This window comes from Klebsiella sp. Ech2A (assembly GCF_030078455.1).
GTDB lineage: Bacteria > Pseudomonadota > Gammaproteobacteria > Enterobacterales > Enterobacteriaceae > Klebsiella > Klebsiella terrigena.
Window position 1 is genome coordinate 1 of the sequence record NZ_JAQGFU010000031.1, and the last position, 16,924, is coordinate 16,924.

Below are 16,924 nucleotides of genomic sequence, written 5' to 3' on the forward strand. Positions count from 1 at the left end.
CTGATCGATCTGCCCTTTGCCCTGCCGACGGCGGTAGCGGGCCTGACCCTGGCGTCGCTGTTTTCGGTCAACGGCTTTTACGGCGAGTGGCTGGCGCAGTTTGATATCAAGGTCACCTACACCTGGCTGGGTATTGCGGTGGCGATGGCTTTTACCAGCATCCCGTTCGTGGTGCGTACCGTTCAGCCGGTGCTGGAAGAGCTGGGTCCTGAATACGAAGAGGCCGCGGAAACGCTGGGCGCCACGCGTCTGCAGAGCTTCCGCAAAGTCGTGCTTCCGGAGCTCTCTCCGGCGCTGCTGGCCGGCGTGGCCCTGTCATTTACCCGCAGCCTGGGTGAGTTCGGCGCGGTTATCTTTATCGCCGGAAATATCGCGTGGAAGACGGAAGTCACCTCGCTGATGATTTTTGTGCGTCTGCAGGAGTTTGACTACCCGGCGGCGAGCGCGATTGCCTCGGTGATCCTGGCCGCTTCGCTGCTGCTGCTGTTTTCCATCAACACCCTGCAAAGTCGCTTTGGTCGACGTGTGGTAGGTCACTAATGGCGGAAGTTACTCAATTGAAGCGTTACGACACGCCCCGCATCAACTGGGGAAAATGGTTTCTGATTGGTACCGGGATGCTGGTTTCCGCCTTCATTCTTATCGTGCCGATGGTTTACATCTTCGTTCAGGCCTTTAGCAAAGGCCTGATGCCGGTCCTGCAAAACCTCGCCGACCCGGATATGCTGCACGCGATCTGGCTGACGGTGATGATTGCGCTGATTACGGTCCCGGTGAACCTGGTGTTTGGTACGCTGCTGGCCTGGCTGGTGACGCGCTTTACCTTCCCCGGCCGCCAGCTGCTGCTGACGCTGCTGGATATCCCTTTTGCCGTTTCGCCGGTGGTGGCGGGGCTGGTCTATCTGCTGTTTTACGGCTCTAACGGCCCGCTTGGCGGCTGGCTGGATGAGCATAACCTGCAAATTATGTTTGCCTGGCCGGGCATGGTGCTGGCAACGATCTTCGTGACCTGTCCGTTTGTGGTGCGGGAGCTGGTGCCGGTGATGATGAGCCAGGGCAGCAACGAAGATGAGGCGGCGATTCTGCTCGGCGCGTCGGGCTGGCAGATGTTCCGTCGGGTCACGCTGCCCAATATTCGCTGGGCGCTGCTGTACGGCGTGGTGCTGACCAACGCGCGCGCCATCGGCGAGTTCGGCGCGGTGTCGGTGGTCTCCGGGTCAATTCGCGGCGAGACGCTGTCGCTGCCGCTGCAAATTGAGCTGCTGGAGCAGGATTACAATACCGTGGGTTCATTTACCGCCGCAGCCCTGCTGACGTTAATGGCTATTTTGACCCTGTTTTTGAAAAGTTTAGTGCAGTGGCGTTTGGCCAATCAGGAAAAACGCGCGCAGCTGGAGGGAAATCATGAGCATTGAGATTGCCAATATTAAGAAATCTTTTGGTCGCACCCAGGTGCTGAATGATATCTCGCTGGATATCCCTTCCGGACAGATGGTCGCGCTGCTGGGGCCGTCAGGCTCCGGGAAAACGACGCTGCTGCGCATTATTGCCGGCCTGGAGAATCAGTCCAGCGGCCATATTCGCTTTCACGGCACCGACGTGAGCCGCGTGCACGCCCGCGATCGTAAAGTGGGCTTTGTGTTCCAGCACTACGCGCTGTTCCGCCATATGACGGTATTCGACAATATCGCCTTTGGCCTGACGGTGCTGCCGCGCCGCGAACGGCCGAACGCCGCCGGGATCAAGGCTAAGGTGACGAAGCTGCTGGAAATGGTGCAGCTGGCGCATCTTGCCGATCGCTATCCGGCGCAGCTCTCCGGCGGTCAGAAACAGCGCGTGGCCCTTGCGCGCGCGCTGGCCGTTGAGCCGCAGATTCTGCTGCTTGATGAGCCCTTCGGCGCGCTGGATGCCCAGGTGCGTAAAGAGCTCCGCCGCTGGCTGCGTCAGCTGCATGAAGAGCTGAAGTTTACCAGCGTGTTTGTGACCCACGATCAGGAAGAGGCGATGGAAGTCGCCGATCGCGTGGTGGTCATGAGCCAGGGCAGCATCGAGCAGGCCGACGCCCCGGAACGGGTGTGGCGCGAACCTTCTACCCGCTTCGTGCTGGAGTTTATGGGCGAAGTTAACCGCCTGAAGGGGACCATCCGCGGCGGCCAGTTCCACGTTGGCGCCCACCGCTGGCCGTTGGGCTATACCCCGGCGTATCAGGGGCCGGTCGATCTGTTCCTGCGTCCGTGGGAGGTCGATATCAGCCGCCGTACCAGCCTTGATTCACCGCTGCCGGTACAGGTGCTGGAAGCCAGCCCGAAAGGCCACTACACCCAATTAGTCGTGCAGCCGCTCGGGTGGTATGACGAGCCGCTGACCGTGGTCCTGCCCGGCGATGACGCGCCGTACCGCGGCGAACGTCTGTTTGTCGGCTTGCAAAACGCGCGCCTGTACAACGGCAAAGAGCGCATCGAGCCGCGCGAGGAGCTTGCTCTGGCAGAATCTGCCTGATAGCTTAACCCTCAGTTTATCGTCGTTCAGGCGACGGCAAGGATTAGGTAGCCCGGATGCAGCGCCATCCGGGGACGTTTGCAGGCCGGGTAAACTCAGACCCCGGCCTTTTTATTGGGTAAAAACCGTGAATACATTAGAACAAACCATCGGCAATACTCCTCTGGTTAAACTGCAGCGCCTGGGGCCGGACAACGGCAGCGAAATCTGGGTCAAACTGGAAGGCAATAACCCGGCGGGTTCCGTTAAGGACCGCGCCGCGCTTTCGATGATCGTCGAGGCGGAAAAACGTGGCGAAATCGCGCCCGGCGACGTGCTGATTGAAGCGACCAGCGGCAATACCGGCATCGCGCTGGCGATGATTGCGGCGCTGAAAGGCTATCAGATGAAGCTGCTGATGCCCGATAATATGAGCCAGGAGCGCCGCGCCGCCATGCGGGCATACGGCGCCGAGCTGATTTTGGTCACCAAAGAGCAGGGAATGGAAGGCGCGCGCGACCTCGCCGCCGAGATGGCGCAGCGTGGCGAAGGCAGGCTGCTGGATCAGTTCAATAATCCCGATAACCCCTACGCGCACTACACCACCACCGGGCCGGAAATTTGGCAGCAGACCGAGGGGCGCATCAGCCATTTTGTCTCCAGCATGGGGACGACCGGTACGATTACCGGCGTTTCACGCTTCCTGCGCGAGCAGCATAAACCGGTGAGTATTGTCGGCCTGCAGCCGGAGGAGGGGAGCAGCATTCCGGGCATCCGCCGCTGGCCGGCGGAGTATATGCCGGGCATTTTTAACGCCTCGCTGGTGGACGCGGTGCTGGATATTCATCAGCAGGATGCGGAAAACACCATGCGTATGCTGGCTATCCAGGAAGGCATTTTTTGCGGCGTAAGCTCCGGCGGGGCGGTGGCCGGCGCGCTGCGTATTGCCCGGGAAAATCCCGGGGCGGTGGTGGTAGCGATCGTCTGCGATCGCGGCGATCGCTACCTCTCCACCGGCGTGTTTGGCGAAGAGCACTTTGCCCAGGGCGCGGGTATTTAAACCGGCGGCTGGTCCAGCAGGTCGGTGCCGTAGGAGTTATCAACGCTGCAGAGCCAGCGATCGTTCTGCAGCTGGAAAACGTAGGTCGCGCGGCGAGTGACCTGCGTTGAACCACCCTCCGCGGTGGGGATATCCAGCCGCGTTTCCATTATCACCAGCGCATTTCCCGCGCCTTCAATAATCTCCATTTTTCCCTGGGTGACGACCAGCCGATGCTGAAAATAGTCGGCAATCGCGACGAAAGCCTTACGGATATTCTCTTTGCCCCTGACCACCATTCCCGGCTTAACGACCAGCACGGCGTCTTCCGCGTAGTAAGTCATTAAGGTGGCGTAGTCTTCCTGCGAGATAGCCCGATCGCAGGCTTCGATGGCCGCTTTCAGCTGCGGGTTTGACATGATATTGACTCCGGTTTGTGTGGGGAAAGCGCGTGATGGAGATCCCCGGCCAGCCGGTCAATCTCATCGGGAGTGAGGGCGGCGAGCGAGAGCCGTAATCCATACGACGGCGCGCGAATGCCAAAGGGCTCGCCTTCGCGCACCAGCCAACCGGCGCGGGCCAGGCGTAGCGCAAGCGGCTGGCTCGGTGCCGACAGCGGAAGCCAAAAGTTCAGGCCATCGCCGGGGCCAGGGTTATCGATACCGCGGCGGGTAAGGGCGCTGGCCAGCCTTTCATTACGCTGGCGGTAGGCGCGGCGGGTTTGCGCCAGGGAGGCGGTAAACGCACGATCGTTCAGACAGGCCAGCACCAGGTCCTGCAGCAGATGGCTGACCCACTGGCTGCCCGAGTTGAGGCGCAGCCTCAGCGCCGCCGAGGTGGCGGGATCGCTGGCGACAACCGCCAGCCGCAAGTCGGGCCCCAGCGCCTTTGACATCGAGCGAATCAGCGCCCAGCGCCGCGTCTCCTCGGGCAGAGGAGAGTGCCACGGCGTGGAGGAGAGCAGCGCAAAATGGTCGTCGAGAATGACCAGCACCTGCGGGTAGCGGGCCAGGATTTCGCGGATCGCCGCGGCCCGCGCCTCGCTCAGGCTGCAGCCGGTGGGATTGTGCGCGCGCGGGGTGATAATGACCGCCCGGGCGCCCTGGCGTAACGCCTCCTCCAGCGCGGCGGGCTGCATGCCTTCGCTATCGACCGGCGCCGGACAGGCGTTAAAACCGGCATAGCGCAGCATGTTGATGCTGCTGAGAAAGCAGGGGTCTTCCACCACCACCCGATCGCCGGGCAGCAGCAGCGCGCACAGGAGCCGCTCCAGGGCGTCAATCGCGCCGCTGGTGAGATTGATTTCGCTCTCAGCTTTCACGTCTTTTTGCACCCAGTCGTGCGCCCAGCGGGCCAGCTTCGGGTCGACGGCGGCGCTGCCGTACAGGCGCGGAGCCGGGCTGAGGCCAGGAAGGTAGCGGGTGAGGTCGGGGAGACGCCGCGGATCGGGGTTGCCGCCGGAAATATCGTTCAGCGCGGAGCCCTGGGCGCTGCCTTCGAGCACCATTGGCGCGCCGGGGGCTCTGATTGCCGTACCGTTGCGCCCCTGGCTTACGGCCAGGCCGGAGGTCACCAGGCGCTTATAGGCCGCGGCGACGGTATTGCGGTTAACGGCAAGTCTGGTAGCCAGCTCGCGAACCGGAGGCAGCATGTCGCCGGGTTGTAACGTTCCGCTCTGCACCAGATGACGGATGTTATCGAAGATATCATTGGCGGTTTTTCCGGCGAACATTATTGACCTATGACAAAATGAATTTTAGCATAAGACGAATAATAATCAGGGTATAACCCGCTGTCCAGCGGGGGGAGACGGGATGGGCCAGCAAGACGAAATACAATCGGTGCTCTTCAATGACAAAAGCCGGGCGCTGCAGGTCGATATCGTTGCCGTGCAGTCGCAGGTCGTTTACGGCAGCGTGGGCAACAGCATCGCAGTGCCGGCAATCGAACAGCACGGCCTGCGGGTCATGGCGGTACCGACGGTGCTGTTTAGCAATACGCCGCACTACGATACGTACTATGGCGGGGTGATCCCGGAAGAGTGGTTCGTTGGCTATCTGCGCGCGCTGGAAGAGCGCGATGCGCTACGCGAGCTGCGGGCGGTTACCGCGGGCTATATGGGGAGCGCGGTGCAGATTGAGCGTCTGGCGCAGTGGCTGATGCGGATCCGCGACAGCCATCCTGAGCTGTGTATTCTGGTCGATCCGGTGATCGGCGACGTTGACAGCGGTATCTACGTTAAGGCCGAAATCCCGGAGGCCTACCGTCGCCACCTGCTGCCGCTGGCCCAGGGGATCACGCCTAACCTCTTTGAGCTGGAAACGCTCAGCGGTATGTCCTGCCGCAGCCAGCAGGAGGCGGTGAATGCCGCGCGTAGCCTGCTGTCCGAAACGCTGAAATGGGTGGTTATCACCAGCGCGCCGGGCCTCGATAGCGCCACCATGAATGTGCTGGTAGTGACGGCAGAGTCGGTGGAGGTGGTTATCCATCCGCGGGTAGAGACGGATCTGAAGGGCACGGGCGATCTTTTCTGCGCCGAGCTGATCAGCGGTTTAGTGAGCGGACAGGCGTTAGGTGACGCGTCGCGCGCGGCGGCGCAGCGGGTGCTGGCGGTGATGACCTGGACCGCGGAGCACGGTAGCGATGAGCTGATCCTGCCAGCGCCGGGAAGAGGGTAACGGCCGGATTCGGCGATGCTGAGATAAAAAAAATGGCGCCAGAAGGCGCCATTTTTCTGCAGCAAGAATTACTTCTTGATGCGAATAACCGGAGTTTCACCCACGGTCACGCTACCGGACAGTTTGATCAGCTCTTTGATCTCGTCCATGTTGGAGATAACAACCGGAGTCAGGGTAGACTTGGCTTTCTCTTCCAGCAGCGGCAGGTCAAATTCGATAACCGGGTCACCGATTTTCACGCGCTGGCCTTCTTCAGCAATACGCTTGAAGCCTTCGCCTTTCAGCTCAACGGTATCAATACCGAAGTGAACGAACAGCTCGATGCCGCTATCGGATTCGATAGAGAACGCATGGTTGGTTTCAAAGATTTTACCGATGGTACCGTCTACCGGCGCAACCATTTTGTTGCCGGTAGGCTTGATGGCGATGCCATCACCCACAATTTTTTCTGCAAAAACTACATCCGGCACGTCTTCGATGTTAACGATCTCGCCAGAGAGCGGAGCAATAATCTCAATAGTTCCGGTGTCTTTTTTGTCATCAGAAACCAGAGATTTCAATTTATCGAACAAACCCATGATCTTCTCCTAAGCAGTAATTTGGGCCGCGCATCTTATGGATTAGCAGATTGTTTTTTCTTCAATGAACTTGTTAACCAGCGTCATTAACTCGTCCGTTGTCGGTTGAGCAAGAGCCTGCTCTGCTAATACTTTCGCATCTTCGAAGTTCGTGTTACGAATAATCTTCTTAATGCGCGGGATGGAAATGGCGCTCATAGAGAATTCGTCCAGCCCCATACCCAGCAACAGAAGTGTAGCACGTTCATCGCCCGCAAGCTCACCACACATGCCGGTCCATTTGCCTTCAGTGTGAGAAGCATCAATAACTTGCTTAATCAGCGTCAGGACGGATGGCGACATTGGCTGGTAAAGATGTGAAATCATATCATTACCACGGTCAACTGCCAGAGTATACTGCGTTAAATCATTGGTTCCGATACTAAAGAAATCAACTTCCTTCGCTAAGTGACGGGCAATCGTGGCAGCAGCCGGCGTTTCAACCATCACGCCAACTTCGATTGTTTCGTCAAATGCTTTACCTTCGTCACGCAGTTCCTGCTTATAGATTTCAATCTCTTTCTTCAGCGCACGCACTTCTTCAACGGAGATGATCATCGGGAACATGATGCGCAGCTTACCGAAAGCAGAGGCACGCAGGATGGCGCGGACCTGGTCACGCAGGATCTCTTTACGATCCATCGCGATACGCACGGCACGCCAGCCGAGGAACGGGTTCTCTTCTTTCGGGAAGTTCATGTACGGCAGCTCTTTATCGCCGCCGATATCCATGGTGCGAACGATAACGGCCTGAGAGCCGCACGCTTCAGCTACCGCTTTGTAGGCGGCGAACTGTTCTTCTTCAGTCGGCAGCGCGTCGCGGTCCATGAACAGGAATTCGGTACGGTACAGGCCTACGCCTTCCGCGCCGTTACGTTCAGCGCCGTCGATATCGCGAACGGTACCGATGTTGGCGCACACTTCAACCTGATGGCCGTCGAGCGTGATGGCCGGCAGATCTTTCAGCTTCGCCAGCTCGGCTTTCTCTTCAGCGACCTGAGCCTGCAGATCGCGCAGCTCTTCAATTTGTTCGTTGCTTGGGTTAACCAGCACCTGGTTGTTGACCGCGTCAAGCACCAGATAGTCGCCGTTTTTCACCTGCGTGGTGACGCTACCGGTGCCGACAATTGCCGGCAGCTCAAGGGAGCGCGCCATGATGGAGGTGTGGGAAGTACGGCCGCCCGCGTCGGTGATAAAGCCCAGCACCTTATTCAGGTTCAGCTGTGCAGTTTCTGACGGGGTAAGATCGGCGGCAACCAGAATGACTTCATCCTGAATCGCGCTCAGATCGATGATAGCCAGGCCAAGGATGTTACGCAGCAGGCGCTTACCAATATCGCGTACGTCAGCCGCACGCTCTTTCAGGTATTCATCATCCAGCTCTTCCAGAGCGATAGCCTGGCCTTCGATAATTTCATTAGCTGCCGCGTCGGCAGTCATGTGCTTATCTTTAATCAGGGCTATGATTTCCTGCTCAAGCTCCTCATCTTCCAGCAGCATGATGTGCCCTTCGAAGATGGCTTCTTTTTCTTCACCGAAAGTTTCACCAGCTTTGGTTTTGATGACCTCCAGCTGGGCGGAGGCCTTGGTGCGGCCACTCAGGAAACGTTCAATTTCCTGATCAACCTTATCGGCAGAAATTTTCTTCCGGTCGATGACAATTTCGTCTTCTTTCAGCAGGAGAGCCTTACCGAAAGCGATACCCGGGGATGCTAAAATGCCTGAAATCATAACCCTACCTTACTTGTGACTGATATTAAAAAGAACCCGTGAACTTATTCGAGTTCAGCCATCAGTTTTACCAGATGCTCAACTGCTTTCTGCTCATCTTCGCCTTCAGCGGAGATGGTGACTACGGTACCCTGAGTCAGACCCAGAGTTTGCAGTTTGAACAGGCTTTTGGCGCTGGCGCTTTTGCCGTTGGAGGTAACAGTGATCTCAGAAGTAAAGCCTTTAGCTTCTTTAACAAACTGAGCAGCAGGGCGGGTGTGCAGACCGTTCGGAGCGGTAATGGTAACTTCTTGCTGGAACATTATATTTCCCCAACTTATAGGTTTAGTGTTGTGGACCTAAAGTCTAGCCTAACGGCCAGGCTTTAGCCTGTATTGTTAGCGCCGGCGTTACGTGTCTGGCTAAGGTGTCGGCAGCGGTGAACCGCTGTGAGGACCATCTGGCCGTTGACGTCTGGCACGTCATTAAACATTATGCCGCGAAAGGAAGACTTGAACCAAATCATAAAATCGATTCAGCTTATGGAAATCCAATTCTGAATAATTTCGCGCATCAAAATAAATGTGCTGGTTAAATACCAGACCCTACGCGGTGAATCAATGCCAGGAGGGGTAAAACTTTGACGTGTGCCACAAAAAAGCACCTAAAAAGGTGCTTTTTTACACGATACTTACAAGCTGGCATCACTGTTGCAGTTCTTTCTCGGTGAAGAGATCGGCAAACAGGGCTGTGCTTAAATAACGCTCACCAGAAGAAGGTAGGATAACCACTATATTCTTATTGGTAAAGGCCTCATCTTCCTGCAGCTTAAGCGCGGCGGCGACGGCTGCGCCGGAGGAGATACCGGCGAGGATACCTTCTTCATCCATCAGGCGACGGGCGGTGGAGATAGCCTCTTCGTTGGTGATGGCCACGACTTTATCGACCAGCTTCAGATCGAGGTTGCCTGGAATAAAGCCGGCGCCGATCCCCTGAATTTTGTGCGGGCCTGGCTTGAGCTCCTGGCCCGCCAGCGCCTGAGCGATCACCGGTGAATCGGTCGGCTCGACCGCAACGGTAATCAGATCTTTTTTGCCCTTGGTGCCTTTAATGTAGCGACTTACGCCGGTCAGCGTACCGCCGGTGCCGACGCCGGAGATAAAGACGTCAACCTGACCATCGGTATCTTCCCAGATTTCCGGACCGGTGGTCTTTTCATGGATTTCCGGGTTTGCCGGGTTGCTGAACTGCTGCAGCAGCAGATATTTTTCCGGGTTGCTGGCAACGATTTCTTCGGCTTTTTGAATCGCCCCTTTCATGCCTTTCGCGCCTTCGGTCAGTACCAGGTTGGCACCCAGCGCTTTCAGCAGCTTACGGCGTTCGATGCTCATGGTTTCCGGCATGGTCAGCGTCAGCTTGTAGCCGCGGGCTGCGGCGACGTAGGCGAGGGCGATACCGGTGTTGCCGCTGGTCGGTTCTACCAGCTCAACGCCCGCCTTCAATACTCCGCGTTTTTCAGCATCCCAAATCATATTGGCACCGATACGGCATTTAACGCTAAAGCTCGGGTTGCGAGATTCAACCTTTGCCAGGATGCGTCCGTTACCGATTCGGTTCAGTCGGACTAGCGGCGTATGACCGATAGTCAGGGAGTTATCTTCAAAAATCTTACTCATGGCCCGTCCTTAACTGTATGAAATTTGGGAGTACGGCTTCAGCATACCCGCTTAAAGAATATGCGGAAGTAAGGATTTAGCATATCTATATTCGTAAGGGAAATAATGGCAAGCCAGAAGGAATAAGGCGCGGCATAAGCCGTCGCCCGGTAGCGCTGAAAATGAGGGCTGCGAAGCCGCGATTTTTGGCCCATCCATGGGCCTGGCTCATCCGTCAGGGCCTATTTCCACATCGCATGTTTATCGCGATAGCAGTCGACCCACATCGCCGTTGCGCCGCAAATGGCCACCGGCAGGATAACGAGGTTGAGGACCGGGATCATGGTGAACAGGCTGGTCAGCGCGCCAAACTGCATATTGGTGATTTTGCGCGTACGCAGCGCCTCACGCATGGTTTTAAAGGGTACCTTGTGATTATCAAACGGATAGTCGCAGTACTGAATAGCCAGCATCCACGCGCTAAACAGGAACCACAGCACCGGCGCCACGGTCTGGCCGATGCCCGGAATGAAGTACAGGATCAGCAGGATGATGGCGCGCGGCAGATACCAGGAAAACTTTTGCCACTCACGCTTCATGATGCGCGGAACATCTTTCATGATGCCGAATACGCCGACGTCGGGAGGCGTGGCGCCGGTTAGGCGCGCCTCCAGCTGCTCCGCCAGCAGGCCGCTAAAGGGGGCGGCAATCCAGTTGGCAATGGTGGAGAAAAAGTAGCCGAAGACCAGCAGAATGGAGATGACCATGACCGGCCACAGCAGATAGTTGAGCCAGCTCAGCCATTCCGGCACGTGGCTCATCAGCGAGGGGATCCAGCTATCAAGGCGCGTGAACAGCCACCAGAAGGCACCGCCCATCAGGATAATATTGACTAATAAAGGCAAAAATACGAAACGACGAATTCCCGGCAGCCCGATCAGTTTCCAGCCCTGCGAAAAATAGTAAACGCCGCTACGCGGGGAAGTGGTGGATGTTGAAACCATGGTCAGGCGATGCTCCTTTTTTGGCATTCAGGCTGAATGCCCGCTTATTTTATCGGGTTGCCAGACAATAACCAGTTAGGAAATGTTCGAAAAAGCAGCAAAAAGCACGATTTAGTTCATCTTTATGTAGTGAAAGAGGCAGACCCACTTGCACTCGGCGTAATCGACAAATACTCTTAGTAAGTAAATGTTTGCCGTGGTGGCAAGGTGTTAGAACAACAGAGAATATAATGATGCAGGATTTGCGTCTGATATTAATCATTGTTGGCGCGATCGCCATAATCGCTTTACTGGTACACGGTTTCTGGACCAGCCGTAAAGAACGTTCCTCGATGTTTCGCGATCGCCCACTAAAACGTATGAAGTCTCGCGACGACGAAGAGTCTGAAAGCGATGACTTTGATGACGATGGCGTAGGTGAAGTTCGCGTTCACCGGGTTAACCACGCCCCCAATGGTCACAGTGGGGAGCAGGAGGCACCTCGTCAGACGCCGCAACACCAGTATCAGCCGCCTTACGAACGTCAGGTGCAGCCGCCCGCGCGCGCGGAGGAACCCGTTCGCCAGCCGCAGCCTGCCCATCACCAGCCGCAGGCTCCGCAGCCGCAAACCAGCGCGCCTCAGCATCAGCCGGTACCGCAGCAGCCCGCGCCACAGCAGCCAGTGCAGCATCAGCCCGTAGCGCAGCCGCAGCAGGCGCCTCAGCAGCCGGCTGTACAGAGCGCACCGCAGCCGCAGCCAGCTCCGGTCCAGCCAGCCGCCGCACCGGCTCAGCCAGCGCCTGAACCGGCGATTGCGGAACCCGCGCCGGCAGCCCCTCAGCCAAAAGAGCGTAAAGAGACGGTCATCGTGATGAACGTGTCTGCGCATCAGGGCTCGCAGATCAACGGTGAAGTGTTGATCAACAGCATCCAGCAGGCGGGCTTCAAATTTGGCGATATGAATATCTTCCATCGTCATCTCAGCCCGGACGGCAGTGGCCAGGTCCTGTTCAGCCTCGCGAATATGGTGAAACCCGGTACCTTCAACCCGGACAGCATGGCGGATATGACGACGCCTGGGGTCACTATCTTTATGCAGGTGCCGTCCTTCGGCGACGAGCTGCAAAACTTTAAGCTGATGCTGCAGTCTGCACAGTACATCGCTGACGAAGTCGGTGGCGTGGTGTTGGACGATCAGCGTCGGATGATGACTCCGCAGAAAATGCGTGAATATCAAGACCGTATTCGTGAAGTGAAAGAGGCTAACGCCTGATTCACCGACCTGCGTTTCGTCTCCCAATCCTGAACCCCCGCCCGTCGGGGGTTTTTTATCATTGATGGTGCGATATGGAACCGATCGAACAAAAACTGACTGAACTGCGAACCACGCTTCGCCATCATGAATATCTGTACCACGTTATGGATACCCCTGAAGTTCCCGATGCGGAATATGACCGGCTGATGCGCGAACTACGCGAGCTGGAAGCCGAGCATCCCGAACTCATCGTCGCCGACTCGCCGACTCAGCGCGTGGGCGCGGCTCCGCTGGCCTCCTTTAGCCAGATTCGCCATGAAGTACCGATGCTTTCGCTGGATAACGTCTTTGACGAAGAGAGCTTCCTCGCGTTTAACAAGCGCGTTCAGGACCGGCTGAAAAGCAGCGACGATCTGGTCTACTGCTGTGAGCTGAAGCTGGACGGGCTGGCGGTGAGTATTCTGTACGAAAACGGCGTGCTGGTGCAGGCGGCAACGCGCGGCGACGGCACCACCGGCGAGGATATTACCTCTAATGTGCGGACGATTCGCGCGATCCCGCTGAAGCTGCGCGGTGACAATATTCCTGCGCGCCTGGAAGTGCGCGGCGAAGTGTTCCTGCCGCAGGCCGGGTTCGAAAAAATTAACGACGAGGCGCGTCGCAGCGGCGGCAAGGTCTTTGCTAACCCGCGCAATGCGGCCGCAGGTTCCCTGCGCCAGCTCGACCCGCGGATCACAGCGAAGCGACCGCTTACTTTCTTTTGCTACGGCGTGGGTGTGCTGGAAGGCGGCGAGCTGCCGGCGAGTCACTCCGGACGTCTGCAGCAGTTTAAGGCCTGGGGATTGCCGGTTAGCGAGCGCGTAACGCTCTGCCGCACTCCAGAGGAAGTGCTTACTTACTATCGTAAAGTTGAGGAGGACCGCCCGACGTTAGGTTTTGATATCGACGGCGTGGTCATCAAAGTGGATTCTCTGGCGCTTCAGGAGCAGCTCGGCTTTGTCGCCCGCGCCCCGCGCTGGGCCGTCGCCTTTAAGTTCCCCGCTCAGGAGCAGATGACCTTCGTGCGCGACGTGGAGTTCCAGGTTGGCCGTACCGGAGCAATCACGCCGGTGGCGCGCCTCGAGCCGGTCCATGTTGCCGGCGTGCTGGTGAGTAACGCCACCCTGCACAACGCCGATGAAATTGAACGCCTGGGTCTGCGGATCGGCGATAAGGTGGTGATCCGCCGCGCCGGGGACGTTATTCCTCAGGTGGTTAACGTTGTGCTCTCCGAACGTCCGGAAGATACGCGTGAAATCCTCTTCCCGACCCACTGCCCGGTATGTCATTCAGACGTTGAGCGCGTGGAAGGCGAAGTGGTGACGCGCTGTACCGGCGGATTAATTTGCGGCGCGCAGCGTAAAGAGGCCTTAAAGCACTTCGTTTCCCGTCGCGCGTTAGACGTTGAGGGCATGGGCGACAAGATCATCGACCAGCTGGTTGAGAAAGAGTACGTGCACACGCCGGCCGACCTGTTCCGCTTAAGCCCGGGTAAGCTCACCGGTCTTGAGCGCATGGGGCCAAAGTCGGCGCAAAACGTGGTCAATTCGCTGGAAAAATCGAAAGAAACAACCTTTGCCCGCTTCCTGTATGCGCTTGGCATTCGTGAGGTCGGCGAAGCAACGGCCGCGGGGCTGGCGGCGCATTTTGCGACGATTGAGGCGCTCGAGCAGGCATCCATTGACGATCTGCAGAAGGTGCCGGACGTCGGCATTGTGGTGGCTACCCACGTGCGTAATTTCTTTGCTGAAGAGAGCAACCGTGAGGTTATTGCCCAGCTGCGCGCGGAGGGCGTCCGCTGGCCCGCGCCGGTGGTGGTCAACGCCGAAGAGATCGATAGCCCGTTTGCCGGCAAAACCGTGGTCCTGACCGGCAGCCTGAGCCTGCTGTCCCGTGATGATGCCAAAGCGCGGCTGGTGGCGCTGGGGGCGAAAGTCGCGGGCAGCGTATCGAAGAAAACCGATCTGGTGATTGCCGGGGAAGCGGCGGGGTCGAAGCTGGCTAAAGCGCAGGAGCTGGGTATTGCGGTGATCGATGAGGCCGAAATGCTGCGGCTGTTGGGAGATTAACGTGGATAAGGAACGGCTTATCGAGATTGCCAATACGGAAATGCCGTTTGGCAAATATAAAGGCCGTCGTTTGATTGACGTGCCTGAAGAGTATTTGCTGTGGTTTGCCCGTAAGGAGCAGTTTCCCGCCGGGCATCTTGGCGAGCTGATGGCGTTAACCCTATTGATTAAAACCGAAGGGCTGACCCAGCTGGTTCAGCCCCTCAAGCAGCCGCGTTAAGCCTCTGGCGCGCTGGCGCTTTCACGCGCCAGCCGCTCTTCCGCCTGTCGTTTATAGCGTCGTGCCAGCACGGCGCACACCATCAGCTGGATCTGATGGAAAATCATCAGCGGCAGCACCATGATCCCCAGAATCGAGGTCGGAAAGAGAATATTGGCCATCGGGATCCCGTTTGCCAGGCTCTTTTTCGATCCGCAGAAGACAATGGTAATTTCATCCGCTTTATTGAAGCCGCATTTGCGCGCCACAAAGACGTTAATGGCGATAACGATGGCCAGCAGCACGATGCTCACGGCGACGATGAAAAGCAGCGAGCCTGGACCGACTTTATGCCAGATACCGTTCACCACCGCCTCACTAAACGCCGAGTAGACCACCAGCAGGATAGAGGTCTGGTCGGTTTTTGAAATCCATTTTTTATGCCGCGCCACCCATGCGCCAATCCACGGACGGGACAGATGACCGAGGACGAACGGCAGCAGAAGCTGCAGCATAATCTTGCCGACCTGCTCCAGGCTGCCGCCGGCGCCGTGCAGATTCATCAGTAGCCCGACCAGCAGCGGTGAAATGAAAATTCCCAGCAGGCTCGATGCCGAGGCTGAGCATACGGCCGCCGCTACGTTTCCGCCAGCCAGCGAAGTGAAGGCGATCGCTGACTGTACGGTAGCGGGCAGAATGCAGAGATAAATAAAGCCGGTATAGAGCGCTGGATCGACGTTTATCGGCGCCCACCACGCAAACAGCACCCCCAAAACGGGGAAGACGATAAAGGTGCTGCACATCACCCACAGATGCAAACGCCAGTGGCCGCCGCCGGAGATAATCGCCTCGCGGGAGAGCTTTGCGCCGTGCATAAAGAACAGCAGGGCAATGGCCGCAGTGGTGAGGTGTTCAAAGAAGGGGACAAATTCGCCGCGCGCCGGGAAAAAGGAGGCCAGCAGGACGACGGTAACCAGGGTAAGGGTAAACGGGTCAAGAATGCGGAAAAATTTCATAATCGCTCCTGAAAATCGATTTCGCTATTGTGCTTTTTTTAGTTTGAGAAATAAAATTGATTTATTGCATCTATTCATGAATAAAAAAGATGAATTATTCGCTGCGTCAGTTAAAGGTATTTGTCACCGTCGCCAGGGCGAGAAGCTTCAGCCGGGCAGGGGAGATGATTGGGCTCAGCCAGTCGGCGGTGAGCCATAGCGTCAAGGAGCTGGAGCATCAGACCGGCGTGCGGCTGCTCGACAGAACCACCCGGGAGGTGGTGCTGACGGAGGCGGGGCATCAGCTGGCGGGTCGGCTTGAGCGGCTGCTGGACGAGCTGAACAGTACGCTGCGCGACGCCGGACGCGTGGGCCAGCAGCTGACGGGAACCGTGCGGGTTGCCGCCAGCCAGACGATTTCCGCTCACCTCATCCCCCAGTGTATTGCCCACAGCAATCAGCGTTACCCGGAGATTGATTTTGTGCTCCACGATCGCCCTCAGCAGTGGGTTCTGGAGAGCATTCGCCAGGGAGAGGTGGATTTTGGCATTGTTATCGATCCCGGCGCCGCGACGGATTTGCAGTGTGAGACGGTCCTGTCTGAGCCGTTTTTGCTTTTATGCCGGGAGGACCATCCTTTTGCCGAAAGGGCATCGGTGAGCTGGCAGGATCTTCAGCAGCAGCGGCTGGTATTGCAGGACTACGCCTCCGGCAGCCGGCCGCTGATTGACGCCGCGCTGGCGCGCTTTGGCATTGACGCCAATATTGTGCAGGAGATTGGGCATCCGGCGACGCTGTTTCCGATGGTGGAGTCAGGAATTGGTATCAGCATCCTACCGGCGCTGGCGCTACCGCTGCCTCAGGGCAGCCATTTGCGGGTTAAGCGGCTAACGCCGGTCGTTGAGCGTCAGCTGATGCTGGCGCAGCGCAAAAAACGCTCGCTTTCAACCGCCGCCCAGGCGCTGTGGGAGGTGGTGCGTGAAGAGGGGAATACGCTGACCGCAGGCAGAACCGAGGATCCGCTGTATCAGCGGTGAGGTCGGCGTGGTGCGAAAATAAAAGAAAAGTGAGGGGGTGAGCTGTGGGCCGTGCAGGATATCACTCGTCTCATCCTGAGACTCGCCCTGCGGGTCGCCGCAGGCGGCGATGCAAAATCGTTCCCGACGATTTTGTCGAACCTGCAGCAGGTTCGAATCGTTAAGTTCT

At 57.6% G+C, this 16,924-nt stretch carries 17 protein-coding genes; 9 read left to right on the forward strand and 8 right to left on the reverse strand.

Annotated elements, in window-relative coordinates:
* The 4 genes from cysT to cysM form a co-directional block, all read left to right on the forward strand.
* Window positions 1-540 (forward strand): sulfate ABC transporter permease subunit CysT (cysT, locus tag PFH44_RS08960; protein WP_283824836.1); only part of this gene is annotated, 540 nt, incomplete at its 5' end.
* Window positions 540-1,415: a sulfate/thiosulfate ABC transporter permease CysW gene (gene cysW, locus PFH44_RS08965; protein ID WP_045856202.1), complete on the forward strand. Its 876-nt coding sequence runs from the start codon at window positions 540-542 to the stop codon at window positions 1,413-1,415. The genes cysT and cysW, both read left to right, overlap by 1 nt.
* On the forward strand, window positions 1,405-2,499 hold the full coding sequence (gene cysA, locus PFH44_RS08970) for a sulfate/thiosulfate ABC transporter ATP-binding protein CysA (protein WP_123710300.1): 1,095 nt from the start codon (window positions 1,405-1,407) through the stop codon (window positions 2,497-2,499). The genes cysW and cysA overlap by 11 nt, the downstream gene beginning before the upstream one ends.
* A 127-nt stretch (window positions 2,500-2,626) precedes the next feature.
* Entirely contained in the window at window positions 2,627-3,538 is a 912-nt protein-coding gene (cysM, locus tag PFH44_RS08975; RefSeq protein WP_045856199.1) for a cysteine synthase CysM, read from the forward strand.
* Here cysM and PFH44_RS08980 read toward each other — a convergent pair.
* Together PFH44_RS08980 and ptsJ are read right to left on the reverse strand one after the other, a co-directional pair.
* Entirely contained in the window at window positions 3,535-3,936 is a 402-nt protein-coding gene (locus PFH44_RS08980) for a YybH family protein (protein WP_283824837.1), read from the reverse strand. The two genes, cysM and PFH44_RS08980, sit on opposite strands and share 4 nt — an antisense overlap.
* Complete coding sequence (gene ptsJ, locus PFH44_RS08985) at window positions 3,918-5,249, reverse strand: MocR-like B6 salvage transcription factor PtsJ (protein WP_283824838.1); 1,332 nt, start codon at window positions 5,247-5,249, stop codon at window positions 3,918-3,920. Before ptsJ ends, PFH44_RS08980 begins: the two co-directional genes overlap by 19 nt.
* An 82-nt stretch (window positions 5,250-5,331) precedes the next feature.
* Here ptsJ and pdxK point away from each other — a divergent pair, with 82 nt between their 5' ends.
* Window positions 5,332-6,195, forward strand: a complete 864-nt coding sequence (pdxK, locus tag PFH44_RS08990) for a pyridoxine/pyridoxal/pyridoxamine kinase (RefSeq protein WP_283824839.1) — start codon at window positions 5,332-5,334, stop codon at window positions 6,193-6,195.
* Between the two features lie 68 nt (window positions 6,196-6,263).
* Here the strand turns inward: pdxK and crr are convergent, their stop codons facing one another.
* From crr to cysZ, 5 genes are all read right to left on the reverse strand, one after another.
* Complete coding sequence (crr, locus tag PFH44_RS08995; RefSeq protein WP_041146650.1) at window positions 6,264-6,773, reverse strand: PTS glucose transporter subunit IIA; 510 nt, start codon at window positions 6,771-6,773, stop codon at window positions 6,264-6,266.
* A gap of 42 nt (window positions 6,774-6,815) precedes the next feature.
* Entirely contained in the window at window positions 6,816-8,543 is a 1,728-nt protein-coding gene (gene ptsI, locus PFH44_RS09000; RefSeq protein ID WP_283824840.1) for a phosphoenolpyruvate-protein phosphotransferase PtsI, read from the reverse strand.
* A 44-nt stretch (window positions 8,544-8,587) separates the two neighbouring features.
* Window positions 8,588-8,845: a phosphocarrier protein Hpr gene (ptsH, locus tag PFH44_RS09005; RefSeq protein WP_000487600.1), complete on the reverse strand. Its 258-nt coding sequence runs from the start codon at window positions 8,843-8,845 to the stop codon at window positions 8,588-8,590.
* A 381-nt stretch (window positions 8,846-9,226) separates the two neighbouring features.
* On the reverse strand, window positions 9,227-10,198 hold the full coding sequence (gene cysK, locus PFH44_RS09010; protein ID WP_041146648.1) for a cysteine synthase A: 972 nt from the start codon (window positions 10,196-10,198) through the stop codon (window positions 9,227-9,229).
* A gap of 221 nt (window positions 10,199-10,419) precedes the next feature.
* Complete coding sequence (cysZ, locus tag PFH44_RS09015; protein WP_045856451.1) at window positions 10,420-11,181, reverse strand: sulfate transporter CysZ; 762 nt, start codon at window positions 11,179-11,181, stop codon at window positions 10,420-10,422.
* A gap of 230 nt (window positions 11,182-11,411) precedes the next feature.
* Here cysZ and zipA point away from each other — a divergent pair, with 230 nt between their 5' ends.
* The 3 genes from zipA (at window position 11,412) to PFH44_RS09030 (ending at window position 14,744) form a co-directional block, all read left to right on the forward strand.
* Window positions 11,412-12,434 (forward strand): cell division protein ZipA, encoded by a 1,023-nt coding sequence (gene zipA / locus PFH44_RS09020; protein WP_283824841.1) that lies wholly within the window; start codon window positions 11,412-11,414, stop codon window positions 12,432-12,434.
* 74 nt (window positions 12,435-12,508) lie between these two features.
* Complete coding sequence (gene ligA / locus PFH44_RS09025; protein ID WP_045856185.1) at window positions 12,509-14,524, forward strand: NAD-dependent DNA ligase LigA; 2,016 nt, start codon at window positions 12,509-12,511, stop codon at window positions 14,522-14,524.
* A gap of 1 nt (window position 14,525) precedes the next feature.
* Window positions 14,526-14,744 carry a DUF3820 family protein gene (locus PFH44_RS09030; RefSeq protein ID WP_041147715.1) on the forward strand — a complete coding sequence of 73 codons (219 nt, stop codon included), beginning with the start codon at window positions 14,526-14,528 and terminating at the stop codon, window positions 14,742-14,744.
* On the opposite strand, the gene PFH44_RS09035 is transcribed toward PFH44_RS09030, so the two are convergent.
* Window positions 14,741-15,739, reverse strand: coding sequence for a bile acid:sodium symporter family protein (locus PFH44_RS09035; RefSeq protein ID WP_045856183.1), 999 nt, complete (start codon window positions 15,737-15,739; stop codon window positions 14,741-14,743). The genes PFH44_RS09030 and PFH44_RS09035 overlap by 4 nt on opposite strands.
* Before the next feature lie 89 nt (window positions 15,740-15,828).
* On the opposite strand from PFH44_RS09035, the gene PFH44_RS09040 reads away from it, so the two are divergent.
* A complete protein-coding gene (locus PFH44_RS09040) occupies window positions 15,829-16,755 on the forward strand; it encodes a LysR family transcriptional regulator (RefSeq protein ID WP_045856181.1) in 927 nt (308 codons plus the stop codon).
* The last annotated feature ends 169 nt before the right edge of the window (window positions 16,756-16,924 follow it).

What these genes read in the sequence shown, in the direction of transcription:
- zipA (WP_283824841.1), top strand. Translation starts at nt 11,412, where the DNA reads ATGATGCAGGATTTGCGTCTGATATTAATCATTGTTGGCGCGATCGCC.
- cysK (WP_041146648.1), bottom strand. Translation starts at nt 10,198, where the DNA reads ATGAGTAAGATTTTTGAAGATAACTCCCTGACTATCGGTCATACGCCG.
- pdxK (WP_283824839.1), top strand. Translation starts at nt 5,332, where the DNA reads ATGGGCCAGCAAGACGAAATACAATCGGTGCTCTTCAATGACAAAAGC.
- cysA (WP_123710300.1), top strand. Translation starts at nt 1,405, where the DNA reads ATGAGCATTGAGATTGCCAATATTAAGAAATCTTTTGGTCGCACCCAG.
- ligA (WP_045856185.1), top strand. Translation starts at nt 12,509, where the DNA reads ATGGAACCGATCGAACAAAAACTGACTGAACTGCGAACCACGCTTCGC.
- ptsJ (WP_283824838.1), bottom strand. Translation starts at nt 5,249, where the DNA reads ATGTTCGCCGGAAAAACCGCCAATGATATCTTCGATAACATCCGTCAT.
- PFH44_RS08980 (WP_283824837.1), bottom strand. Translation starts at nt 3,936, where the DNA reads ATGTCAAACCCGCAGCTGAAAGCGGCCATCGAAGCCTGCGATCGGGCT.
- PFH44_RS09040 (WP_045856181.1), top strand. Translation starts at nt 15,829, where the DNA reads ATGAATTATTCGCTGCGTCAGTTAAAGGTATTTGTCACCGTCGCCAGG.
- ptsI (WP_283824840.1), bottom strand. Translation starts at nt 8,543, where the DNA reads ATGATTTCAGGCATTTTAGCATCCCCGGGTATCGCTTTCGGTAAGGCT.
- cysZ (WP_045856451.1), bottom strand. Translation starts at nt 11,181, where the DNA reads ATGGTTTCAACATCCACCACTTCCCCGCGTAGCGGCGTTTACTATTTT.
- PFH44_RS09035 (WP_045856183.1), bottom strand. Translation starts at nt 15,739, where the DNA reads ATGAAATTTTTCCGCATTCTTGACCCGTTTACCCTTACCCTGGTTACC.
- cysW (WP_045856202.1), top strand. Translation starts at nt 540, where the DNA reads ATGGCGGAAGTTACTCAATTGAAGCGTTACGACACGCCCCGCATCAAC.
- ptsH (WP_000487600.1), bottom strand. Translation starts at nt 8,845, where the DNA reads ATGTTCCAGCAAGAAGTTACCATTACCGCTCCGAACGGTCTGCACACC.
- crr (WP_041146650.1), bottom strand. Translation starts at nt 6,773, where the DNA reads ATGGGTTTGTTCGATAAATTGAAATCTCTGGTTTCTGATGACAAAAAA.